Annotated in this window: 22 protein-coding genes; 19 read left to right on the top strand and 3 right to left on the bottom strand. The window is 65.6% G+C overall.

What is annotated here, in order from left to right:
• The first annotated feature begins 43 nt into the window (after positions 1-43).
• From EF888_RS02940 to EF888_RS02930, 3 genes are read left to right on the top strand one after another with little or no spacing between them, the layout of a single operon-like run.
• Positions 44-1054, top strand: coding sequence for a lysylphosphatidylglycerol synthase transmembrane domain-containing protein (locus EF888_RS02940; protein WP_109757930.1), 1011 nt, complete (start codon positions 44-46; stop codon positions 1052-1054).
• Positions 1038-2351, top strand: coding sequence for an FAD-binding oxidoreductase (locus tag EF888_RS02935; RefSeq protein WP_109757371.1), 1314 nt, complete (start codon positions 1038-1040; stop codon positions 2349-2351). The genes EF888_RS02940 and EF888_RS02935 overlap by 17 nt, the downstream gene beginning before the upstream one ends.
• Entirely contained in the window at positions 2348-3085 is a 738-nt protein-coding gene (locus EF888_RS02930; protein WP_109757370.1) for an SDR family NAD(P)-dependent oxidoreductase, read from the top strand. The genes EF888_RS02935 and EF888_RS02930 overlap by 4 nt, the downstream gene beginning before the upstream one ends.
• On the opposite strand, the gene EF888_RS02925 is transcribed toward EF888_RS02930, so the two are convergent.
• Positions 3082-4029, bottom strand: a complete 948-nt coding sequence (locus tag EF888_RS02925) for a lytic transglycosylase domain-containing protein (protein WP_109757369.1) — start codon at positions 4027-4029, stop codon at positions 3082-3084. The two genes, EF888_RS02930 and EF888_RS02925, sit on opposite strands and share 4 nt — an antisense overlap.
• Before the next feature lie 345 nt (positions 4030-4374).
• Here EF888_RS02925 and EF888_RS02920 point away from each other — a divergent pair, with 345 nt between their 5' ends.
• The 12 genes from EF888_RS02920 to EF888_RS02865 all read left to right on the top strand — a co-directional run bounded on the left by EF888_RS02920 (position 4375) and on the right by EF888_RS02865 (position 14896).
• Entirely contained in the window at positions 4375-4566 is a 192-nt protein-coding gene (locus EF888_RS02920) for a Flp family type IVb pilin (RefSeq protein ID WP_109757929.1), read from the top strand.
• 208 nt (positions 4567-4774) lie between these two features.
• Positions 4775-4963 (top strand): Flp family type IVb pilin, encoded by a 189-nt coding sequence (locus tag EF888_RS02915; protein WP_109757368.1) that lies wholly within the window; start codon positions 4775-4777, stop codon positions 4961-4963.
• Between the two features lie 154 nt (positions 4964-5117).
• Positions 5118-5957 carry a Flp pilus assembly protein CpaB gene (cpaB, locus tag EF888_RS02910; RefSeq protein WP_109757367.1) on the top strand — a complete coding sequence of 280 codons (840 nt, stop codon included), beginning with the start codon at positions 5118-5120 and terminating at the stop codon, positions 5955-5957.
• A 216-nt stretch (positions 5958-6173) separates the two neighbouring features.
• Positions 6174-7598: a type II and III secretion system protein family protein gene (locus EF888_RS02905; protein ID WP_109757366.1), complete on the top strand. Its 1425-nt coding sequence runs from the start codon at positions 6174-6176 to the stop codon at positions 7596-7598.
• Between the two features lie 5 nt (positions 7599-7603).
• Positions 7604-7993 carry a hypothetical protein gene (locus EF888_RS02900; protein ID WP_109757365.1) on the top strand — a complete coding sequence of 130 codons (390 nt, stop codon included), beginning with the start codon at positions 7604-7606 and terminating at the stop codon, positions 7991-7993.
• Positions 7994-8213: 220 nt separating this feature from the next.
• Entirely contained in the window at positions 8214-9461 is a 1248-nt protein-coding gene (locus EF888_RS02895; protein ID WP_109757364.1) for a CpaE/TadZ family protein, read from the top strand.
• Positions 9462-9481: 20 nt separating this feature from the next.
• A complete protein-coding gene (locus EF888_RS02890) occupies positions 9482-10933 on the top strand; it encodes a TadA family conjugal transfer-associated ATPase (RefSeq protein WP_206508416.1) in 1452 nt (483 codons plus the stop codon).
• Positions 10934-10939: 6 nt separating this feature from the next.
• Positions 10940-11908, top strand: a complete 969-nt coding sequence (locus EF888_RS02885; RefSeq protein WP_206508414.1) for a type II secretion system F family protein — start codon at positions 10940-10942, stop codon at positions 11906-11908.
• A gap of 4 nt (positions 11909-11912) precedes the next feature.
• Positions 11913-12914 carry a type II secretion system F family protein gene (locus tag EF888_RS02880; RefSeq protein WP_109757363.1) on the top strand — a complete coding sequence of 334 codons (1002 nt, stop codon included), beginning with the start codon at positions 11913-11915 and terminating at the stop codon, positions 12912-12914.
• A gap of 8 nt (positions 12915-12922) precedes the next feature.
• Positions 12923-13495: a tetratricopeptide repeat protein gene (locus EF888_RS02875; protein ID WP_241239780.1), complete on the top strand. Its 573-nt coding sequence runs from the start codon at positions 12923-12925 to the stop codon at positions 13493-13495.
• Between the two features lie 44 nt (positions 13496-13539).
• Positions 13540-14397 carry a tetratricopeptide repeat protein gene (locus EF888_RS02870; protein WP_109757362.1) on the top strand — a complete coding sequence of 286 codons (858 nt, stop codon included), beginning with the start codon at positions 13540-13542 and terminating at the stop codon, positions 14395-14397.
• 10 nt (positions 14398-14407) lie between these two features.
• On the top strand, positions 14408-14896 hold the full coding sequence (locus tag EF888_RS02865) for an A24 family peptidase (protein ID WP_109757361.1): 489 nt from the start codon (positions 14408-14410) through the stop codon (positions 14894-14896).
• On the opposite strand, the gene EF888_RS02860 is transcribed toward EF888_RS02865, so the two are convergent.
• Positions 14886-16499 carry a hypothetical protein gene (locus EF888_RS02860; protein WP_109757360.1) on the bottom strand — a complete coding sequence of 538 codons (1614 nt, stop codon included), beginning with the start codon at positions 16497-16499 and terminating at the stop codon, positions 14886-14888. The two genes, EF888_RS02865 and EF888_RS02860, sit on opposite strands and share 11 nt — an antisense overlap.
• 134 nt (positions 16500-16633) lie before the next feature.
• Between EF888_RS02860 and EF888_RS02855 the strand changes: the two genes are divergently transcribed.
• Complete coding sequence (locus EF888_RS02855; protein ID WP_109757359.1) at positions 16634-17944, top strand: ATPase; 1311 nt, start codon at positions 16634-16636, stop codon at positions 17942-17944.
• Between the two features lie 70 nt (positions 17945-18014).
• Here EF888_RS02855 and EF888_RS02850 read toward each other — a convergent pair whose 3' ends face one another.
• The gene (locus tag EF888_RS02850; protein WP_109757358.1) at positions 18015-19517 is read right to left on the bottom strand and encodes an MDR family MFS transporter; all 1503 of its coding nucleotides are present in this window, start codon (positions 19515-19517) and stop codon (positions 18015-18017) included.
• Between the two features lie 116 nt (positions 19518-19633).
• Between EF888_RS02850 and EF888_RS02845 the strand changes: the two genes are divergently transcribed.
• The 3 genes from EF888_RS02845 (at position 19634) to EF888_RS02835 (ending at position 23706) form a co-directional block, all read left to right on the top strand.
• On the top strand, positions 19634-20236 hold the full coding sequence (locus tag EF888_RS02845) for a MarR family winged helix-turn-helix transcriptional regulator (protein ID WP_109757357.1): 603 nt from the start codon (positions 19634-19636) through the stop codon (positions 20234-20236).
• Positions 20237-20300: 64 nt separating this feature from the next.
• Complete coding sequence (locus EF888_RS02840) at positions 20301-21302, top strand: glycosyltransferase family 2 protein (RefSeq protein ID WP_126918476.1); 1002 nt, start codon at positions 20301-20303, stop codon at positions 21300-21302.
• Entirely contained in the window at positions 21295-23706 is a 2412-nt protein-coding gene (locus EF888_RS02835; RefSeq protein ID WP_109757355.1) for a ligase-associated DNA damage response DEXH box helicase, read from the top strand. The genes EF888_RS02840 and EF888_RS02835 overlap by 8 nt, the downstream gene beginning before the upstream one ends.
• Positions 23707-23801: the final 95 nt, after the last annotated feature.

Below are 23801 nucleotides of genomic sequence, written 5' to 3'. Positions count from 1 at the left end.
TGTCGCCTCAATCCATGATTATCGGCAGTCGATGGCCATGACGATGACGCCAAGACTTTCCCCTCGGGCGACAAGCGCCGCGGCAGGCCCGCGGCGCTGGCGCGATCTGGCCATTCTCGCGGCGCTTCTGGTGTTCGTGGTCCTCGGCTTCGCGGGCCTCGCCTCGGCCACCGGCTGGACCGAGACTTGGGCTGCCCTCGGTGCCCTGTCCCCGGCCGCGATGGCGGCTCTGCTGACCCTCTCGCTCGTCAACTACCTGGCTCGCGGACTGCGCTGGCATCTCTTCGCCGGTCAGCTTGGCCTGCCGACAACGATAGGGCAGGACCTGCGGCATTTCATCGGCGGCTTCGCCATGTCGGTCACGCCGGGGCGCCTCGGCGAACTGGTGCGGATGCGCTGGATCGGGCGCGAGACCGGGTGGCGCTTCGACCGCACGGCCCCCCTCGCCCTCGTCGACCGGGCGGCAGACCTCGCCGCAATGGCCGCGCTGATCGCTCTATCGGTCGCCTTCTCGGCCACCGGCCTCGCAGGGGCCGTGCCGGTGGCCATCCTGGCCTTTGCGGCCGCCTTCGTCGCAACGCGACCGTCGCTTCTCCGTGCCATCGCAGGCACCGGACACCGCGCGACGGGCCGTCGTCTTCCGCGCCTCTTCGCCCGCCTCCGCCGCGCCGCCTTGTCACTCGACGCCTTCTCGCGTCCCTCGGCCCTTCTGATCGCCGGCCTGCTCGGCACCGGCGGCTGGCTGGCCGAAGGCTATGCCTTCCACCTTCTGCTCGGGTGGATGGGGGCCGAGGTGCCCTTCTGGCGGGCGGTCGGCATCTTCGTCTTCGCCACGCTCGCCGGCGGGCTCACTGGGGCACCGGGCGGACTTGGCGGAGCAGAGGCGGCGATGGTCGCCCTTCTCGCCCTCGACGGCGTGCCGGTCGAGACCGCATTGCCCGCGACGCTGGTGATCCGCGTGACGACGCTCTGGTTCGCGCTTGGCCTCGGTCTGCTGGTTTTCCCCTATGCCGAGCGTCTTTCGAAAAGGACCGCCGATGCGCTGGAAATCTAGCGACTACGCCGGCTGGGGCCGCGTCCTTCGCGCGTCGGGCGAGGTTGCGCGACCCGAACGCGCGGCGGCTGTCGCACAAGCGACCGCCGACACCCCGAGCCCCGCGATCGGGATGCGGCGCAGCTATGGCGACGCCTGCCTCAACGACGGCGGACGTGTCATCGACATGACCCGTCTCGACCGCGTCCTCGACTTCGACGCGACCACCGGCGAGATCCACGTCGAGGCGGGCGCAATGATCGGCGAATTGCTTGCGACCTTCTCGCCGCGCGGCTGGCTGCCGCCCGTCATGCCGGGAACCGGCTTCGCCACCGTGGGCGGCGGCATCTGCATGGACGTCCACGGCAAGAACCACCACGGTGCGGGAAGCCTAGGCCAGCATGTGACCGAGATCACGCTGATGACCGGCGACGGCCCGCGGACGATCACCCCAAAAGACGATGCGCCGCTCTTCAAGGCGACAGTCGGCGGACTGGGTCAGACCGGCCCGATCCTTTCGGCCCGCTTCCGGCTCCTCAAGGCCAAGGGCGACGTGATGGTCGTGACCGAGAGACGCGTGCAGGACTGGGACGAGTTCCTTCACCTTCTCGACGCCTCGGACGCCACCTATTCCGTGGGTTGGATCGACGCCACCGCGCGAGGCCTCTCGCTCGGACGCGGCATCCTCGAGGAGGCGGAGACCGGCGGCGGTCTCGTCCGCCCAGCCAAACGCGGCCGCAAGGTCCCGATGGACGCGCCCGGCCTTACGCTGTCCCCGCCCGTCGTCCGCGCCTTCAACGCGGCCTATTGGCGGCGCGTGCCGGCCTCGGGTCGGACCCTCGTCAAACCGGTCGACGACTTCTTCTTTCCACTCGACAAGATCCACGACTGGAACCGGCTCTACGGCAAGCGGGGCTTTCACCAGTTCCAGTGCGTCGTGCCGCTGGCCGAGGCCGACCGCCTGCGCGGTATCCTTGAGAAGGTCGCGAATTCGGGGCTGGCCTCACCGCTGGCGGTGCTCAAACGCACCGGCCCCGGACGCGCGGGGTTTCTGTCCTTCCCGATGGAGGGCTATACGCTCGCCGTCGACTTCCCGAATCGCACGGGCGCCGAACGCCTGATCCGCGACCTGATCCGCATGGCCGCCGAAGCGGGCGGGCGGATCTACTTCGCCAAGGACTCGGTGGCGTCTCCCGAAGCGGTGCGAGGCATGTACTCCGAGCAGGGCCAGTGGCTGGACGAGGTCGAGCGGATCGATCCCGGTGCCGCCTTTGCGACCGACCTGGTACGGCGCCTGAAGCTGAGGGAACGGACATGAGCACCACCTGGATTGTCCTCGGCGCGACCTCGACCATCGCGCGGCACTTCGCGCGCCTCGTCGCGGCGAAGGGCGACGGCCTGATCCTGGCTGGCCGCGACATGGAGGAACTTCGCCGTTCGGCCGCCGACGGCCTCGCCCGCGGCGCGCCTCTGGCCGAGGCGATGGCCTTCGACGCGCGCGACCCGGCATCCTTCGATCCCCTGCTCGACCGTCTGCGCGCCATCGGCGGCAGCATCAGCGTCGCCGTCTTCGTCGGCTCCATGCCATCGCAGGAGGACATCGACGCCGATCCTTCTCTTGTCGATGGAACCGTCACCGACAGCTTCACCGGCCCGGCGCGGTTCCTGACTGCCGTCGCCCCGATCCTCGAGGAGCGCGGCATGGGCACCGTCGTGGGCGTGGGTTCGGTCGCGGGCGACCGGGGGCGGCTCGGCAACTACGTCTACGGCGCCTCGAAGGCGGGCTTCCATGCCTATCTTTCGGGCCTCCGCAATCGTCTGGGACGGTCGGGCGTCCATGTCGTAACCGTCAAGCCCGGCACCGTGGATACGGCAATGACCTGGGGCATGGACAAGCTGCCCTTCCTCGCCCCGCCCGAGAAGGTGGCGGCCGACATCCTCCGCGCCGTCGAGCGCAGGACGGACGTCCTTTATACACCATTCATATGGTGGCCGGTGATGACGGTGATCCGCGCCATCCCCGAGCGCATCTTCAAGAAGATGAAGATCTAACCGTCGTTCGCCAGCCGAGGCCCCACGAAGACGCAGCCGTCGCTGACGAGGTCCGGCGTGGTGGAGCAGAGCGTCCGCGCAAGGTTCCAGGCCGCCAGCACCTTCGGCACATAGCCCCGGGTCTCGGCGTAGGGCGGGACGCCGTCATAGGCCATCACCGCGCCCTCGCCCGCGTTGTAGCCGGCCAGGGCCATGACGGGATCACGGTTGAACTCGTTCATCAGCCAGTCGAGGTAGGCAACTCCGCCCTTGATGTTCTGACGGGGGTCAAGGCTGTCCTTGACGCCGAACCGCTCCGCCGTCGCCGGCATGAGCTGCATGATCCCCTGCGCGCCCGCATGGCTCTTGGCCTTGACCTTGCCGCCGCTCTCGACGGCGATGACGGCCAGCACGAGCGCGGGAGAGACCTGGGTGCCGACGGTCGACATCAGGATGTCCGACCCGTGCTCGTCAATGATGCCCTGAAGCATCTGAAGCCGGGGCGTGCCGATCTTCAGCGCCTCTTTCTGGATCGTCGCCATCGCGGCGCTGAACCGTGCCGCACTGTCGGTGCCGCGGTCGGGCGACACCAGCGCCCAGTACCAGTCCCAGTCAGTCGGCGCTTCGGGCACGACACCCTCGGGCAACTGAAGCGCCGCCTTGGGCCGGGGATCGCCCGGTCGGCGCGGCGACTGCCCGGGCGTGATGCGATATATCTCGGCGTCGGGATCGACCTGCACCGTGATGCGCTTGCCGACGCCGGCCGTCGGCAGTCCGACGCGCCGAAAGGTGAAGTCCTTGCGCACATCGGGCGCTGGCACGGCTTCAGGCGCGGCCACAGCCTCTACACCTGCGTCCGCCTGGGCCGTTTCGACTGTCGTGTCCGCTGCGTCCTGCGCGCCGGCGGGGCTCTGCGCGACGAGCAGACACGCGATCGCCGCTGTCCTGCCGATTCCCGTAAGCATTGTCCCGTAAGCCTTTCTCAATTCTTTTGTCGTGAATCTCGCAGAATCTGGCAGGTCAGACCAGCGCGTTCTGGATGCATTGTTCGCGGCGTCGGGATAGTGCACCACTCCGCACCGGAATTGGAGGCGTCGCAGAGTCGGTTAGAACATATATTATCGTTTATATTCATCAGCTTATCATATTTTTCAGGAATTCTTCATACGGCTGGAAAATTGTACGAACGACGCCAAACTCTCGCCACGTTTACACGGCCATATAGGGCCATCCCGAGACGGACGGACCGTTTGTGAGAGGGCGGTTCGGGATCGTGGAGGGCCAACTGAGCGTGCTCAATGGAGGGACATATGAAACTGTTCAACGCTTTTCTGAATGATGAATCCGGCGCCGTCACGGTTGACTGGGTTGTGCTGACCGCTGCCATCGTCGGCCTCGGCATCGCTGTTCTGACCTCGGTCGGTGGTGGTACCACGAGCCTGGCCAACAAGGTCTCGTCGCACATGGCGACCCAGAGCGTCACCACCGCTTACGGCGGCTGACGCTATCCTGTCGGTTCCGCACCCGGAACCGGCCGCGGGTACAGAGAAGGGGCTGCGCGGCGCGTGGCCCTTTTTCTTTACCTGAATTGGAAACGGTCTGGCGACACCACGAGGGACCGTGATGCCGCCGCAGTAAGGCCATAATGTCCTGTGACACTTTCCACGGGACGACGATTGCCTCGACGGGCAAAGATCTACGGAGTTGTACATGCGTGCCTACATTCAAAACTTCTGTCGCGACGAAGACGGTGCCGTCACCGTCGACTGGGTCGTGCTGACGGCGGCGATCGTCGGTATGGGCGTCATCGTGGTGACAACCGTGGCTCGGGGAGCGCTCGACCACTCTTCGGGCCTCAACAGCCACCTCGCGAACGCTGACGTGACCACGTCTTATTGACCTCGCGAAGATTGCACGCGGTCACGTCGACATTGCACGACTTGACCGCGTTCAATCCACGCTTTCGCCACAATCCTGCGCCATTCCCTGACGAAATGATGAGGGTGCGGCACGGAACGGTCGCCATCACCCGAGCCACCTGAGAGGGACCGATATGCGTTTTGTGTTTGGACTCGTCTTGCTGATCGGCATTGGTCTGGCAGGCGCCGCCGTCTATATGGCGAAGGACTTCATCGGCCAGCAGCAGGCCCAGCTCGCCGAAGCCGAAGCGGCCAAGTTGGCAATCGTGCCGACGAAGGACGTCTTCGTGGTCAACAAACAGCTTCGCTACGGTCAGCGCCTCACCAAGGAGGACGTCACGACCGTCCGCTGGCCCGAGGCAGGTATTCCCGAAGGCGCCTTCGCGTCCGAGGAAGAACTCTTTCCCGCAGGCACTGACTCCCTGCGTTCGGTCCTTCGTACGATGGAGCCGGGCGAGGCTGTCATGTCCATGAAGGTGACCGAGCCCGGACAGATGGCCGGCGTGGCCTCGCGCCTCGCGAAGGGAATGCGCGCTTTCGCGATCAACACCGACGTGACCTCGGGCGTCTCCGGCTTCCTGCGTCCCGGCGACCGCGTCGACGTCTACTGGACCGGCTCCGTCGGTAACGGTCAGGTGGTCACGAAGCTCATCCAGACGAACGTCCTCATCATCGCCATCGACCAGTCGGCGGACGAGGACCGCAACAGCCCCATCGTCGCCAGGACTGTGACGGTCGAACTCACCCCGCAGCACGTCGCTGCGCTCGCCCAGGCCCAATCGGCCGGACGTCTGTCCCTGTCTCTTCTGGGCGTCGAGGACACGACGACCGCGGAAGCGGTCGAGGTCGACCTGAGGGACGTCCTCGGGATCGAGGAGCAGAAAGTGGTCGAGACGGTCGAGGAAGAGAAATGCTTCGTCCGCCGCCGGAACGGCGAAGAGATCATCTCGGTCCCGATCCCCTGCACCAACTGAGACCATCGCGCAGTCGCGAAGACCCCTCAAGCGCGCCACCACATCCGGTGGCGCGCTTTGTTTTTGACGCTACCATTACCGTTGTGTTGCGCCTCGCCCACATCAGCATGGTCATCCAAACCTCTGATTGTTGAAAAATTTCCAACATTGCCTCATCGTCCGCGATATAAGGGCGCAGACCCGGAAAACTGAGGCGTGATCGGAAAGGCAGGTCACATGACTTTTGATAGATTCTTGAAGGCGACGCTATTGAGCATCGCCGTAACGGCCGCGACGGCATCCCCAGGCGGGGCGCAGTCATTGACCATCATGGAAGGGGAGACGACAACGGCACTCCAGGTTCCGCTGAACCGGGCAGTCGTGGTCGAAGCTGAAAATCCCTTTGCTGAACTTTCTATCGCTAACCCGGGCATCGCGGACATCTCGACATTGTCCGACCGCACGATCTACGTCCTCGGCAAGGCGCCGGGACGCACGACGCTGACGCTTCTCGGCCCCGACGGCCGGCTCATCACGAACGTCGAGGTCCAGGTGACCCCCGACATCGCCGAGTTCAAGGAGCGTCTGCGGCAAATCCTTCCCGGCGAAGGCATCGAGGTCCGCACCGCGAACGACGGCATCGTCCTGTCGGGCGTGGTCTCCTCGATCGAAAAGCTCGACCGGGCACTCGACCTGGCCAGCCGCTATGCGCCTGATCGGGTCTCGAACCTCATGGTCGTGGGCGGCACTCACCAGGTGATGCTCAAGGTGCGCTTCGCAGAAGTGCAGCGTACCGTGCTGAAGAGCCTCTCGTCGGGCCTCTCGATCGTCGAGGCTGGCTCCGACGCGGCGATTTCGGCCGCGGGCGGCTCTGGTTCGCTTGTTCCGGGCTCCAGCATCGGTGCGCCGGGCTCGACCATCCTGAACCTGAACAGCGCCGTCGCTGGACAGGCCGCAGTCGGCTTCGACATCGGCAGCGTGGCCTTTGCCGTGCTTCTGCAAGCGCTCGAGGAAAAAGACCTCGTCCGCACTCTCGCCGAACCGAACCTGGTCGCGCTCAGCGGTCAGCAGGCCAGCTTCCTCGCCGGTGGCGAGTATCCGATCCCCGTCGTCGACGACGACGGCGGCGTTACCATCGAGTACAAGCCCTTCGGCATCCAGCTTACCTTCACGCCCCGAGTGATCGACGGATCCCGGATCAACCTCGAACTGAACGCGGCGGTTTCGGCCATCGACGGTCAGACCACGATCACCAACGCGGGCTTCGCGATCAACGGCTTCAGCCGCCGCGAGACCGAGACGACGGTCGAGATGATGGACGGGCAGAGCTTCGCGATCGCGGGTCTTCTGCAGGATGACTTCAACGACTCCGTCAACCAGGTGCCGTGGTTGGGCGACGTGCCGATCCTGGGCGCGCTCTTCCGCAGCACGAACTACCAGCGCAGCCAGTCGGAACTGGTCGTGATCATCACGCCGCACCTCGTATCGCCGACGTCTGGCGAAGCGCTGGCGCTGCCGACCGATCGCGTCCGCCCGCCCACGGAAAGCGAGCTGTTCCTCTTCGGACAGACCGCGCGTCCCGCAGGCGCACCCCGGAGCGGTGCTGCGGCCGAAGTGGCCAAGCAGGACTTCGCCGGCTCCTATGGCTATGTGATGGAGTGAGACCGATGACCATGAACATCAAAACCCTTCTGGTCGGCGCGGCCGCGCTCGCACTGACCGCCTGTGGCGAAGCCACCCCGTCCTGGAACGCCGAAGCAGGCGCCTTCATCGACGAGGGCGGGTTCGGGAACCCCACGATGCACAACATGATGGCGCAGAAATGCGCTGGTCAGGCGAAGGGATACATCGTCCCCGATCCGGTCGTGGCCCTGCATCCCTCCAGCACCGCGGCGAACCCGGTCTATGCCCGTGGCTCGATCCGCTGCTCAGGACAACTGAACGGCAAGTACGCTCAGGTGATCTGGCAGGAATACATCCGCAGCGCGGTTCCCCCCTCGACACTCGACGGTGGCGGCCTGCAGGCGATCGAAAGCGCGGCCGGCGGCGGCGCCTGATCCCAGCCACAGTATTGTTTCGAAGGGCGGCCAACGGCCGCCCTTCTTCTTTGGGATCGTTGTTCGAAATCGAATAATTACGATCTTTTAGCCTCAATGTCGCCAACTTTGCCGGGCACCTGTTGCGGGTCGGGCGACATACGTCGAGTCGCGTCTCGTCCGTTCAGAATGCCGTGTGTCCCGCGCAAACCGGGGCACCCATACGGAAGGACGTGAGGGTATGACGAGCAACGTGGCCTTGCAGGATGAACCCGAACCGATCGTGGCCTGCACGATCAGCCGGGATGTCCAGAATTTCGATCTGCTGATCGAGGACATGGAAAGCCTCTGCGGCGAGAATTGGGGCGACCTGTCGGTCGACGACGCCGGCCTCTTCTTCGACCAGCCCGAATCCGACACCCTCGAATTCGTCGTGATCGCCATCGACCAGGAGGACGAAGGCGACGCCGATCGCCTGGTCGACCTCGTCAAGCGCGCCTCGCAGCAGAAGATCAAGGTCCTGATCGTCGCGGAAGAGGTCAGCCCGATCCTCCTGCACCGCCTCCTCAAGATCGGGGCACAGGAATTTATCCCCTACCCCCTGCCCGACGGCGCGCTCAACGACGCCATCGAGCGGATGCGCGAACGCGCCAGCCAGGCCGAGATGGTCGCGGCGAACCTGCGCACAAACCTCAAGGCCACAGGCGACCGCGACGGCGTCGTGATCCCGGTCCACGGCCTGGCCGGCGGCACGGGCGCCACGACCTTCGCTGTCAACCTCGCGTGGGAGCTTGCCAACATCGACGAGGGCGACGAGGCGATGCGCGTCTGCCTGATCGATCTCGACCTCCAGTTCGGCTCGGTTTCGACCTACCTCGACCTGCCCCGCCGCGAGGCCGTCTTCGAGCTTCTCCAGGACACCTCGTCCATGGACAGCGAAAGCTTCATGCAGGCGCTTCTGACCTACGAGGAAAAACTCCAGGTCATGACCGCGCCAAGCGAGCTCATCCCGCTCGACATCATCGGCCAAAAAGATGTCCAGAAGATCATCGAGATCGCCAAGTCGAACTTCGACTACGTTGTCATCGACATGCCGAAGACCGTCGTGATGTGGACCGAGACGGTCCTCACGGCGGCGCACGTCTACTTCGCGATGGTCGAGCTCGACATGCGGTCGGCCCAGAACACCCTGCGCGTCATCCGGGCGCTCAAGGGCGAGGATCTGCCCTACCAGAAGCTGCGCTACGTCCTGAACCGCGCGCCCGGCTTCACCGACCTCAACGGCAAGAGCCGCGTCAAGCGGATGGCCGAGAGCCTCGACATCAAGATCGAGGTCCTGATGCCCGACGGCAGCAAGCAGGTCGCGCAGTCGAACGATCACGGCGTGCCGCTCTCGGAAGTCGCCGCCAAGAACCCCCTTCGGAAAGAGATCCAGAAGCTGGCTCTCTCGATCCACGAAACGAACATCGCGGCCGCCGAAGGCGCCTGAGCTGAACAAGGAGCACTCCGTTGTTTTCCAAGTACAAGAAGGGCGACCAACCGCCCGGGAAGCCTGATCTCCAGCCGATCCAGGGCGGCCAGTCCCAGCTCACGTCCCGGCCCGTCTCGGTTCCGGCCCAGACGGGGAGCCGCCGTCAGGTCAGCCGCGTGCCGGGTCAGCCGGCGCCGGTCGACAAGGAAAAAAAGCGCAAGGAGCGTCTAGGCGAGATCAAGCTCGAGCTTCACAAGCGGCTTCTCGACAACCTGAACCTCGGTGCGCTCGAGACCGCTTCGGAAAGTGACCTCCGGTCCGAGATCGTCGCCATTTCGGGCGAAGCCTTGGACGAGATGGGCGTCGTCCTGAACCGCGAAGAGCGGCAGACGCTGAACCAGGACCTCTACGACGAGGTGACGGGCCTCGGCCCGCTCGAGCCGCTTCTGAAAGACGACTCGATCAACGATATTCTCGTGAACGGCCCGCAGCAGGTCTTCGTCGAACGCGCCGGCAAGCTCGAGTTGACCGACACGTCCTTCAAGGATGAACGCCACCTTCTGCGGATCATCGACAAGATCGTGTCCGCAGTGGGCCGGCGGGTCGACGAATCGAACCCCTATGTCGACGCCCGTCTCGCTGACGGCTCGCGTTTCAACGCGATGGTGCCTCCGATCGCGGTCGACGGCTCGCTGGTCTCGATCCGTAAGTTCAAGAAGGAAAAGCTTGCGGTCGACGACCTCGTCAACTTCGGCGCCTTCACCGAGGAAATGGCGGCCTACCTTCAGGCCGCAGTCGCCACCCGCCTCAACATCATCGTCTCGGGCGGTACAGGTTCGGGCAAGACGACCACGCTGAACGCGCTGTCGTCCTTCATCGACAACGCCGAGCGCATCCTGACGATCGAGGATACGGCGGAACTTCAGCTCCAGCAGACCCACGTCGGCCGGATGGAAAGCCGCCCCCCCAACGTCGAGGGCAAGGGCGCCGTCACGCAGCGCGACTGTCTGCGAAACGCCCTCCGGATGCGTCCAGACCGCATCATCGTCGGCGAGACGCGCGGCGAGGAAGTCATCGACATGCTCCAGGCCATGAACACGGGCCACGACGGGTCGATGACGACGATCCACGCCAACTCCGCCCGGGATGGCGTCAGTCGTCTCGAGAACATGATCGCGATGGCCGGCATCGAGATGCCCATCAAGGCGGTCCGCAGCCAGATCGCTTCGGCTGTGAACCTGATCGTGCAGGCGTCGCGCCTTCAGGACGGTTCGCGCCGGATGGTTTCGATCACCGAGGTGACGGGCATGGAAGGCGAGGTGATCTCGATGCAGGAGGTCTTCCGCTACCAGCGCGTCGGTCTCACTCCCGACAACAAGATCATCGGCCACTTCACGGCGACCGGCGTGCGCAGCCACTTCTCGGAACGCTTCCGGATGTGGGGCTACGACCTTCCGGCGCAGATCTTCGAACCCTTCGCCGCGGAGTAGCCTCAAATGGTCATCAGCGCAGAACCACTCATCTACGGCCTGATCTTCCTCGCGGTTCTCGCGCTGGTGCAGGGCATCTACCTGTCGGTCTTCGGCAAGTCGATCAGCCTCAACAGCCGCGTCAACCGCCGCCTCGAGATGCTCGAGAAGGGCGCCGGCCGCGAGCAGGTGCTGGAACAACTCCGCAAGGAAATGTCCCAGCACATGAAGTCGAAGTCGATCCCGCTCTATGCGATCCTCGCCGACAAGGCCCAGAAGGCGAACATCGCCTTCACGCCGGGCCAACTCATCATGGTGATGGGTGTGCTGACCGTCGTCGCCTTCTTCCTGCTGACCTTCGGCACGGCGGCCTCGCTGCCGATCCGGCTGGTCCTGTCGCTGATGATGGGCGTGGGCGCAGTCTACATCTGGGTTAACCGCACCGCCAAGAAGCGCCTGGGAATGCTGGCAGAACAGCTTCCCGACGCGGTCGAACTCATGGTGCGCTCGCTGCGCGTCGGCCACCCCTTCACCTCGGCTCTACAGATCGTCGCGAAAGAGGTGCCGGACCCGCTCGGCACGGAAATGGGCGTCATCTCGGACGAGGCCGCCTATGGCCGCGACGTGGGCGACGCGCTCAAGTCCATGGCGGAACGGATGGACATGCAGGACCTGCGCTTCCTCGCCGTCGCCGTGACGATCCAGCAGACCTCGGGCGGCAACCTGGCCGAGATCCTCGACGGTCTCGCCAAGGTCGTGCGCTCGCGCTTCCGCCTCTTCCGCCGGGTCAAGGCGATCACCGCCGAAGCGAAGTGGTCGGGCATGTTCCTGTCGCTGTTCCCGATCCTGGCGCTCGTGATGATCAACGTCATCCAGCCCAACTATTATGACGACGTGAAAGAGACGGCGTACTTCATCCCCGCCTGCCTCGTCGTCGCCGCCTTCCTCACCGTGAACATCTTCGTGATGCGCATGCTCGTGAACATCAAGGTCTAGGCCAATGGAATACGTCACCACCCTTTTCGCCCAGGCGAACACCTTCCTTCACGACCAGTTCGGTGAGCTTGCGCCGCTTCTGGTCATCGGCGTCCTCGGTCTTTTCCTGGTCGTGCTGACGCTGCCCGCCCTTCTCAAGAAGGAAAAGGACCCCTTCGAGCAGATCCGTCGCGCCACCCGCGCCAGCGCCGGCGAGGCCGACGGCAAGGCCCGTCTCCGCCGCGGTCGCGGCAAGGGCGTCGACAAGCTCGAGAAATACTCGAGCTTCCTCGAACCCCAGGACGCCAAGGCCTATTCCGAAACGCGCCTGAAGCTGATGCAGGCCGGCTACCGCGGGAAAGACGCAGTGCGGACCTACCACTTCCTCCAGTTCGCGCTCGGGATCGGATGTCTTGTCCTCGGCAGCCTCTACGCGATCTACAACAGCGTCACCGGCGAGCCTTCGACCCAGTCGCTGATCATGTCCGTCCTCATCCCCGGTATCGTCGGCTATGTCATGCCCAAGTACTGGGTCACCAAGCGCCAGCAGTCGCGCCAGGAAGAAATCACCAACGGCTTCCCCGACTCCCTCGACATGATGCTCGTCTGCGTCGAGGCCGGACAGTCGCTCGATCAGTCGATCATCCGCGTGTCCAAGGAAATCCGCGCGGGCTTTCCCGCCCTCGCCGACGAATTCGAAATGGTCGCCCAGGAGATGAAGGCGGGCAAGGACAAGCAGCTCGTCCTGCGCGACATGTCCGAGAGGACCGGCGTCGCCGACGTCGCCAGCTTCGTCACCGTGCTGATCCAGTCCGCCACCTTCGGTACCTCGATCGCCGAGGCGCTCCGCGTCTATGCGTCCGAGATGCGCGACAAACGGATCATGCGCGCCGAAGAGAAGGCAAACACCTTGCCGACCAAGATGACCCTTGCCACAATGCTCCTGACAGTGCCGCCGCTTCTGATCATCCTGATCGGGCCGTCGGTCTATGGCATTGCAGAGACGCTGTCGAAAGCTGGCTTCTAAAGGGGCGTATGCAACGCAGAAACGCGATTGGGGCGATTGCCGCCCTGACCATGCTGGCCGCCTGCGACACCGCAGGCGGCCTTCGCCAATCCGAGGGCAGCCCTTTCGCGCCCAGTGGCCGGCCGGCGGACGAGGACTCGGTCGATGGTCTCATCGTCGGACACAGGCTGATGGCCTCGGGCGAATACGAGCTGGCGCTGAAGGCCTATTACCGCGCCGCCTCCGAGCAGGGCGTGAACGCCGACGTGCTCTCGGCCATCGGTTCGGCCAACCTCCAGCTCGGGCGCCTCAACCAGGCCGAACAGATCCTGCGCCGCGCGACCGAGCTGGACGAGACCTTCCCGCCCGCATGGAACAACCTGGGCGTCGTCCTGATGGAGCAGGGCTCCTATGGCGAGGCGAGCCGGGTCTTCCGCCTGGCCTTCGCTCTCGACAGTGGCCAGAGTGCCGAAATCCGCGAAAACCTTCGCTTGGCCCTCGCAAAGCTTGAAAATCCCGCATATGCTCCGCCTGATGAGTTTCGCCTGGTGCGCCGGGGGCCGGGATATTACCGGATCCTCGAAACACCCGAGAACCCCTAGACGGGCAAGCCAGGGCGGATGCGAGCAGCAAGGGACGAAGTGCTATGCGGAACGCTGGTCTGATCGGTCTCTGTGTCGTCGGTATCATGGGCCTGACGGCCTGCGGCGAGCGCGGAATCACGGATGAGGAAGTCGAACAGGCGATCAAGGACGTCAACGTCATCGACGAGACGAACCTGACAGACGTCATGCTCACCGTTGCCGACCCTAACGAAGCCGTCGTCTACTTCGAGCGGACGATCGCACAAAACCCCGGCCGGATCGACCTTCACCGCGGACTGGCGCAGTCGCTCGTCCGCGCCAAGAAGCCGACCGCCGCCGCCACGGCGTGGGAAAAGGTGCTGACCATGCCCGGCGCCAACAGCGAGGACCGCGTCGAATACGCCGACGCCCTGATCCGCGCGAACGAGTGGAAGAAGGCCGAGGCCGAACTCGACAAGATCCCGCCCACCCACGAGACCTACAAGCGCTATCGCCTCGAGGCGATGATCGCGGACTCGAACAAGGAGTGGGAGAAGGCGGACAGCTTCTACGAGATCGCCGTCGGCCTCACGACCACGCCCTCGGGCACCCTGAACAACTGGGGCTACTCCAAGCTCAGCCGCGGCGATTACGTGGGCGCCGAACGGCTGTTCGGCGAGGCTCTGACCTATGACGCCGGCATGTTCACAGCGAAGAACAACCTTGTCCTCGCGCGGGCGGCACAGCGCAACTACGACATGCCGGTCGTGCAGATGTCCCAGATCGAGCGGGCGCAGCTTCTCTATACGGCGGCGCTTTCGGCGATCAAGCAGGGCGACCTGAACACCGGCAAAGCGCTTCTGGATGATGCCATCGATACGCATCCGCAGCACTTCGACGCCGCGATCCGCAGCCGCGAAGCGCTCGAGAAGCAGGGCTGACGATCCCGGAATGTCGATAGACTGGACGACGGCCGCCTGGTTCCTGCCTTTCGTCGCGCCCATCACCGTCTGGGTGGCGTGGAGCGACATGGCCTCGATGAAGATTCCGAACAAGGCCGTCCTGGCCCTGCTCGCGGTCTTCGTTGTCGTGGGCCTCGTCGCCCTTCCCTTCGGTGAATACCTCTGGCGCTACGCCCACTTCGGCGTGGTGCTTGCCATCGGCTTCGTCCTCAGCGCCATCGGCGGCGTGGGAGCCGGCGACGCCAAATACGCCGCCGCGATGGCGCCCTTCATCGCGCGCCCCGATTTCATGCCGTTCATGTTCCTCTTGGCAGCGACCGTGATCGCGGCCTTCATCCTGCACCGCCTCGCCCGCGCCTCGGCCATCCGGCAGAGGTTCGAGACCTGGGAAAGCTGGACGCGGCGCGAGTTTCCGATGGGTTTCGCGCTGGCGCCCGCGCTGCTGTTCTACCTGCTGATCGGCTTCTTCACCGGCTGACGCGGTAAAGCGCCATGAGATCGTCGTCGCGGACAAGCTCCAGCCGGTCCTCCACGGCTTTCAGATCCTCGACCATGATGCCCCGCACCCGCTGCACGAAACTGCACTTCGGCACCATCACGAAGTCCGCATGATCGAGCCCGGTCAGCCCGCCGTAGTACCACGGTGCGCCGCCGCCGAGCGGGGCGAGGTCCCCGAACAGCCAGAACGCCGACAGGATGTCCGCGACGAAGACCTGCCCGCCCTCGGGCACGCCCGCCTCCGCCATCGCCTGTCCCAGGGTCTCGAAATAGGCTCGTGAGCCCGCCATCCATTCGCAGGCCGGAAAGGTCGCACCCTTCAGTTCGGCCAGCGGCGGACGATCGACGACCTCGCTGTAGCGCGCCCACTGCGGCATCGAGCGGTCGAGGTCGACGTTCGCGGTCATCATGTAGCCGCGGTCGGTCCGGATGAAGAGGTCACCCTGAGCCGGGTCCGGCAACATGCGCACGAAACGTGCCGGGTCAAAGGCCAGATGCTCGAAATTCACCCGGAAGGCATTGTAAAGAGAAGGGAATTCAAGCGTCACCGCAATGATCGCCAGGACCGTCATGCCCTGCCGCAAACTGCCGCCGGGCACTCTCGCCTCGTCGGTCGCGGGTCTCAGCGCCAAGAGAAGGACGGGCATCAGGTAAAGCCACTGGGGCACGTTTCCGAAGTTCTGGTAGGTGACGTAGATCGAGCCGGCGACCAGCCACAGCAGCCCCAGCGCCAAAAGCCCGTGGCCCGCCCGCCGGACCAGAAAGACCGCGGCGATCCCCGTCAGCGTGGCCCCCATATAGACCGGCCCCGTCAGGACGACCTGGAACGGCACGCCCACGAATGGCCGCACCTCGGAGGCCGCCACCGCCCTAAGGTCACCCAGATACGCCAGCCAGAAGCCGATCCCGTGAGCGGCCGTCACCGCGACCGCCACGGCAAGCCCCGTCAGCGCGGCCCACAGCACCGCGCGCCCCTGCCCCCGAGCGACCAGCGCCAATCCCGCGGCGGGGGCGACGGCGACGAAGTAGGTCACCTTGATGAGCAGGAGCACCGCACAGAGAAGCCCGATCAGCGCCCCGTCCAGCGCCTGACGCTCTCGCCGCGCGGGGAGGAACGCCAGCACCACGGCGACGAAGGACAGCGCCCAGCCCCACCTGTTGTAATGCATCGAGATCGTGGCACCCGACGTCGCCGTCCCATAGCTCAGCGCCACCACGAGCCCCAGCGTGACGAGGCCGAAATAGAACGCCAGACCGCGCGTCAGCCGCAGCGCCGCATAGGTCGCCAGGGGCCAGAGGGAAAGCGCCACGAGAAGCTGGCCGAGGATGATCGACGTCCCGACGCTGTAGCCCGCCTTCAGGAGCCACGCGAAGGGCAGAACCGAGAAGACACCAAGCGGGGTTGGAAAATCCAGGTGCGGCACTTGCCCCTCCCGCATCCGGAAGAGGATGTCGAGAAGGTGATAGGTGTCCCCCTCGTGCGCGTCGAGATAAAGCCCGCCCTTCAAGAAAGGCAGGCCGCCCAGCGCCATCGTGAACGCCAGCAGCACCGCCGCCAGGACAAGGGGATTTGGCCTGCTCATGCCCCATCCTTTTCCATTTTTTGGCCACAATAACGGGTCATGTTCGGCCCGGCAAAGATGTGCCACCGGTTATTGTTCAAAATCGGGCAACGCCGGGGCGCATCGGGAAATCTTTGGTGAGGCCGAGTGCTGCAATGAACATGGAATCGTCGAACGTCATCGCCCCTCCGGCGCCCCGGTCGCTTGCGGGCATGAAGCTGCCCGCGGTGATGATGCGTGACATCCTGCTTAAGACAAGCTTCCGGATGAACCTCGAAACCTGCACCGAACTGGCCCGGGCGATCTGCCTGCCGGTTCCGGTCACGCAGGAGCTGATCGACGTCGCCCGCGAGCAGAAGCTGATGCAGTCGACCGGCACGCTGCACGCCAACTCGGGCGGCGAGATGGGCTATCAGCTGACCGACGCCGGCAAGGCCCGTGCGCTCGACGCCCTGGCCCAGTCCGAATACTACGGCGCCATGCCCGTCCCGCTCGAGGTGTACTCCGAGCAGGTCCGCCGCCAGTCGATCCGCAACATCCAGGTCACGCGCGATCAGCTTCTGTCGGCGATGGGTCACCTGATCCTGCCGAACGAGCTTCTCGACCACCTCGGACCCGCCGTCAGCGCGGGACGTTCGATCCTGATGTACGGGCCTCCGGGCAACGGCAAATCCTCGATCTCGAACGGCATCCGCAACGCGCTCGGCGACAAGATCTACGTTCCCCGCGCCATCGAATATGCGAGCCAGGTCATCACGGTCTATGACCCCATCGTCCACTCCGCCGCCGAGACGCTCGAGGACGATCCGAATTCGCTCCGCCGCACGTCGAACCGCTACGACACCCGCTATGTCCTCTGCGAGCGGCCGACGGTCATCACGGGCGGCGAGCTGTCACTCTCGATGCTCGACCTCGTCTACAACCCGACGGCGCGGACCTACCAGGCGCCGCTGCAACTCAAGTCCACCGGCGGCATCTTCATCGTCGACGACCTTGGCCGACAGGAAGAACCGCCGCAGGCGCTGGTCAACCGCTGGATCGTGCCGCTCGAGGAATCGAAGGACATCCTTGCCCTGCAGTCGGGCGAGAAGTTCACGGTGCCCTTCGACACGCTTGTGATCTTCTCGACCAACTTCCACCCGAACGAGATCTTCGACAAGGCGGCGCTGCGCCGGATCTTCTTCAAGATCAAGATCGACGGGCCGGAGCAGGAGGATTACCTGAAGATCTTTGCGATGGTCGCACGCAAGCGGAAGATGCCGCTGGACGAGGATACGCTCGTCTACCTCATCAAGAACAAGTACCCGACCATCGACAACATCTACGCGAACTACCAGCCGATCTTCCTGATCGACCAGATGATCGCCATCTGCGAGTTCGAGGGCATCCCCTACCAGATGTCGCCGGAGTTGATCGACCGTGCCTGGGCGAACATGTTCGTGAAGGAAGAGAAGATCGTCCACTGACGATCCTGCCACGCCGAAATCAGGAACGGACGGCCGTAGGGTCGTCCGTTCGCGTTTGAAGGTCAGGATCTCAGGCGGGCCGCGTCGCCGACAACGGCTGCTCGTTCAGAAGCATCGAGATGCCGAAGGCCAGCGCCGACATGGCCGCCGCGATCCAGAACACCGGATGCAGCGCCGACGAGATGCCGTCCGTCACCAGCGCCTGCGCCTCGGGCGGCAGCGACCGGACATAGGCGGCGCTCAGCGAGCTGAAGCCCACGCCGTCGAGTTCGCCTTCCAGATGCCGCGCGATGCCCGCGCTGAAGATCGCCCCGAAGGCCGCGGTGCCGATCGAGCCACCGATCAGCCGGAACATGTTGGTCGATGCCGTCCCCACCCCCAGCATGGCGAAGGGCACCGCGTTCTGCACCGCAGCCACGCCGACCGCGAAAACCGGCCCAAGACCGATGCCCACGCCGCCGAGGGACAGCGCGATGGACCACAGGGGCGTCTCGGCCGAAACCTGCGTCAGCGACAGCATCGCCAGCGCCAGGATGGCGGTCGATCCGATCGGCAGGCGCTTGTAGCGTCCCGTCCGTGACATGAGTTGCCCGGCCAGGGTCGAGGTAACGATCAGCCCGCCCATCATCGGCAGCAGGAACAACCCCGACACGGTCGGCGTCACGCCCTTCACGATCTGAAGAAAGAGCGGCAGGAAGGTGATCGTCCCGAACATCGCCGTGCCGACAAGAAAGCCGACGGCGTTAATGACGAGGAAGGTGTTGTTGCGGAAAAGGCTCATCGGCAGGATCGGCTCGGCCGCCCGCCGCTCGACCGCGACGAAGCCGACAAGGGCCAGGACGAAGGCCGACATCAGCCCCGCCATCTCGACGCTCGCCCACGGCAGAACCGTGCCACCCATGTTCGACAGAAGGACGGCCGACGAAAGGACCGCCGCCAGAAGCGCCGCGCCGGCATAGTCGATGGACCGCTGTACCCGAGGCGGCGAGTCGAGCGCCATGCCCAGAAGGACGAAGGCCAGGACGCCGAAGGGGAGGTTGACGAAGAAGATCCAGTGCCAGCTCAGGCTTTCGACCAGGAACCCGCCCAAAAGCGGACCGATCACGGTCGAGACGCCGAAGGCCGCGCCCAGGACACCCTGCGCACGCCCGCGCTCGCGCGGCGGAAGCAGGTCTCCGACGACGGCCATAGACAGCACGATCAGGCTTCCGCCGCCCAGTCCCTGCACCAGACGGCCCAGGATCAGCACGCCCATGCTCTGCGCCAGACCGCAGAGAACGGCGCCCAACATGAACACCCCGATGGCGCCCCACATCACCATCTTGCGCCCGTAGAGGTCGCCCAGCTTGCCCGCGATCGGCGCGCCGACGGTCGAGGCCAGCAGATAGGCCGTGATGACCCAGGTAATGTGGTCGAGCCCGCCCAGTTCCGCGACGATGACCGGAAGGGCCGGAGACACGATGGTCTGACCGAGCGAGGCGAAAAGCAGCGTGATGCCGACCGCGCCAAGTCCGAGGCGGACAGAGGCGGAGGACAAGGGGGAGGGGTCCACGGAATCGGCGGTGGCGGTCATGCCGGAAGGCTCCAGAAGAAAGTGCCGCGCAGGTGCGCGGTTTGTTGCTTGCGGGGGCGGTAGATACATGCGATATGCACATAACTGTCAAAGGCATATAATTCGGGAACCATCACTTGGCAAGCCGGAATGAACGACTGAAGCAGGACCTCGCCGCCGCAGGGGTCGACCCCGAAGCCGTGGATTATGCGTTCCGTGTCGACGCCGTTCTCCAGCGGTGGCGCCGCCGCTTCCAGAAGCGCGAGCTTGGCCAGCGCGCCATCGCCGACATGGGCCTTCCCATCGACCTGTCGCAGCTCGACGCGCTGACCGTCATCTGGTCGCCCGCGAACGAATACGACGATGGCGGCGAGGGCGAGATCATGGTCGGCACCGTGGCGCAGCGCCTCGCCGTCGATCCCTCGCGCGCCAGCCGCATCGTGTCTGAGCTGATCCGGCGCGGTCTCGTGACCCGCGGCGTCAGCCAGCACGACGCCCGCCGCGCCATCCTCCAGCTTACGCCCCTCGGCGAGACGCTTGTCGAGACGGTGCGTGAATACAAGTTCCTCTTCATGGGTGCCTTCCTCGCCGGCTGGACACCCGAGGAACGCGCCGATTTCCTCCCCCTTCTCGACCGCTTCAGCAGCTGGTCCACCGGCCCCGATGACGCCGACGGCCGCATCGCCGCCGAGATCGAGAAGCTGCGCCGGTCGGTGTCCGACCTCACGATCCCCGACTGAGCGGGGTTGGTAAACGCCTCCCCCGGATGCTAGGCAGAAGCCATCGTCCTTGTCCGAGGCCCCCTTGTCCGACCCCGTCCTCCTGACCTTCACCGTGATGAAGAACGAGGGACCCTTCATCGTCGAATGGGTCGCCTGGCAAAGGCTCATGGGCGTCGACCGCATCCTCGTCCTCAGCAACGACTGCGACGACGGCACCGACCTGATCCTCGACCAGCTCGACCGAATGGGCGTCGTCCGCCACCTGCCGAACCCGATGGCGATCGCACCCGCCGAAAGCGCCCTTCGCCTCAAGCCGCACACCACCGGCATCGCCTATGCCCGGCTCCTGCGCGACTGGCGCGATGCCGACTACGTGTTCCTCTCCGACGTCGACGAGTTTCCCGTTCTGACCGGCGGCGACGGCGGCCTGAAGGACCTCCTCGCCCGGCTGGACTGGCCCGACGTGCTGTCGATCTCGGAGACCGTCTTCGGCATCGGCGACCGCATCGCCTACGAGGATCGACCCGTCACCGGCCAGTTCGTCCAGTGCTCCAGCACGCGCCCCGGCAAGTGGCGCAGCCGCCGCGGCTTCAAGTCGATCACGCGCACCGACCCCCGCCTGTCGATCCGCAACCACCGCCCCATCGCCCGCAAGGCGGCGGCGGGCGATCTGTCCTGGCTCGACGGGTCGGGACGCCCCTTTCCCGAGGACCTCCGCCACGTCCACCAGAAAGGCACCGACGCGCGCGGCATGTTCGACCTCGTCACCCTGCACCACTATGCGCTCCGGTCGCTCGAAAGCTTCCTCGTCAAGGTCGCGCGCGGGGACGCCGTGGTGGAAAACCGCGTCGACAAGACCTACTTCCGCCGCAGGAACCAATCCTTCGAACGGAACGATACGATGCTCGCGCACCAGGACAGGCTTGCCGGGGAAATCGACCGACTGAAGGCCGATGCCCGCCTCGCCGAGCTGCACGACCGTGCGGTCGAGGCGCACCGCGCCAAGATCGAGACGCTGAAGCGGACGCCGCTCTACGAGGACCTGTTGCGCATGGTGAAGGCCCCTGCCCGCGCCGATGGCTGACGCCCTTCCCGCGCGGTTCCACGACTGGTTCGCCTCGCGCGGCTGGTCCGCGCACCCCCACCAGATCGACATGGCGGCCAATGCGCAGGATCCGGCGCTGCTCCTCGTCGCGCCCACGGGCGGCGGCAAGACCCTCGCGGGCTTCCTGCCGACGCTCGCCGAACTGGCCCAGGGCGGACACGAGGGCCTCCACACCATCTACGTCTCGCCCCTCAAGGCGCTGGCCGCCGACATCCGCCGCAACCTCTCGACCCCCATCGCCGAGATGGGCCTGCCGATCCGCGTCGAGGACCGCACCGGCGACACCTCGGCCACCCAGCGGAAACGTCAGCGCGCCGACCCGCCACACATCCTGCTGACCACGCCCGAAAGCCTCGCCCTCCTCCTGTCCTACGAGGATGCGCCTCACATCTTCGCGGGCCTCAGCCGCGTCATCGTCGACGAGATTCACGCCCTGGCCGAATCCAAGCGCGGCGATCAGCTCATGCTGAGCCTCGCCGAGTTGCAGGCGCTTCGCCCCGGCCTCCGCCGCGTCGGCCTCTCGGCGACCGTCGAAGACCCCGACGCCATCGCCCGCTACCTCGCGCGGCATCCCGACCCTTGTCGCATCGTCCATGCCGACCCGGGTCCCGACCCCGACATCGCGATGCTCAGGACCGACGAGCTGCCGCCGTGGTCCGGGGGCGGCGGGGGATACGCCATTCCGCGGGTGCTGGAAGAGGTGAAGAAGCACAGGACGACTCTCATCTTCCACAACACCCGCGCCCAGGCCGAGATCTTCTTTCACGAACTCTGGCTCCGCAACGACGAGAGCCTGCCCATCGGCATCCACCACGGCAGCCTCGCCCGCGAGCAGCGGCAGCGCGTCGAGGCCGCGATGGTCGCGGGCCAACTTCGCGCCATCGTCTGCACCGGCACGCTCGACCTCGGCATCGACTGGGGCGACGTCGACCTCATCATCCAGGTCGGCGCGCCGAAGAACGTCAAGCGCCTCGTCCAGCGCATCGGTCGCGCCAACCACCGCTACAACGCTCCGTCAAAGGCGCTGGTGGTGCCGGCCAACCGCTTCGAGGTCGTCGAATGCGTGGCAGCTCTCGACGCCGTGCGCGAACGCGATCTCGACGGCGAGCCGCGCGGGCCGGGACCGCGCGACGTGCTGTGCCAGCACATCCTCATCCACGCCTGCCGTGCGCCGTTCGAGGCCGGCGCGCTCTACGACATCTTCCGAACCGCCGGCGCCTATTCCGGCCTGACCCGCCGGGCCTTCGACGAGTGTCTCGACATGATGGCGACGGGCGGCTACGCGCTGCGCGCCTATGACCGCTGGCAGAGGCTCAAGCAAAGGCCCGACGGGTTCTGGCAACTGCGCGACCCGCGAGCGGCCCAGCACATCCGCCGCAACCTCGGCACCATCCAGGACACCGAGACGCTCAAGGTCCGCCTGCGCAACCGGATGGGAGGCCAGCCTCTCGGCGAGATCGAGGAGGGCTTCGCGTCCACGCTGACCCCCGGCGACACCTTCCTCATCGGCGGGCAGGTCGTGCGCTACGAGGGCCTGCGCGAGATGACGGTTGAAGTCACGCGCCGCGCCGACAAGCCGCCGAAGATCGCCACCTTCGCGGGGACCAAGTTCGCGACCTCTACCGAGCTCAGCCACCGCATCCTGCGCCTCTTCCAGTCCGACGACTGGTCCGCCCTCCCCGCCCACACCGCGGGATGGCTGGCGCTTCAGCGCGAGCGCTCCCAGCTTCCGCAAGAGAACCGGCTGCTGGTCGAAAGCTTCCCCCACGACGGACGCCAGAACACCGTGGTCTATGGCTTCGCGGGCCGGAACGCGATGCAGACCCTCGGCCTTCTCGTGACCAATCGGATGGAGGATCTCGGCCTCGGTCCCCTGGGCTTCGTCGCGACCGATTACGCGGTCCTCGTCTGGGGCCTCGACCGGGCGCCCGACGATGCGGCCGCCCTGTTCGATCCGGGCGACTTGCGCGCGACGTTCGAGACCTGGATGAAGGGCAACGCGGTGATGAAGCGCACCTTTCGCGCCACCGCGACCACCGCCATGATGTTGGAGCGGAACCAGGACCGCGACCGCCGCAGCGGTCGGCAGGCGACCTTCTCGTCCGACATCCTCTACGACACGCTCCAGAAGTACGACCCCGGCCACCTCCTCATCGACATCACGCGCGAAGAGGCGATGCGCGGGCTCGTCGACTACGGCCGGGTGGAAGAGATGCTGGACCGCACGCGCGGCCGCATCGACCATGTGATCCTGGACCGCGTGACGCCGCTCGCGGCGCCGCTCTTCCTCGAACACGGGCGCGTCGCCTTTACCGGCGAGGGACGCGAACGGCTGATGGCGGCGGAAGCCGAACGGCTGATGGAGGCGGCGGGACTCGCGTGACCTTTGCCGTGCGTCGCACCGACGCAATACCGACGTGATACCGACGCGATACCGAAGGTCGTTCAAACCCATTCGTGAAACCCCACCGGTCCGTG

It is taken from the genome of Silicimonas algicola (genome assembly GCF_003970735.1).
Classification (GTDB): Bacteria; Pseudomonadota; Alphaproteobacteria; order Rhodobacterales; family Rhodobacteraceae; genus Silicimonas; species Silicimonas algicola.
The sequence above is the reverse complement of the archived record's forward strand: the minus strand, read 5'-3'. Positions and strand labels throughout refer to the sequence as shown.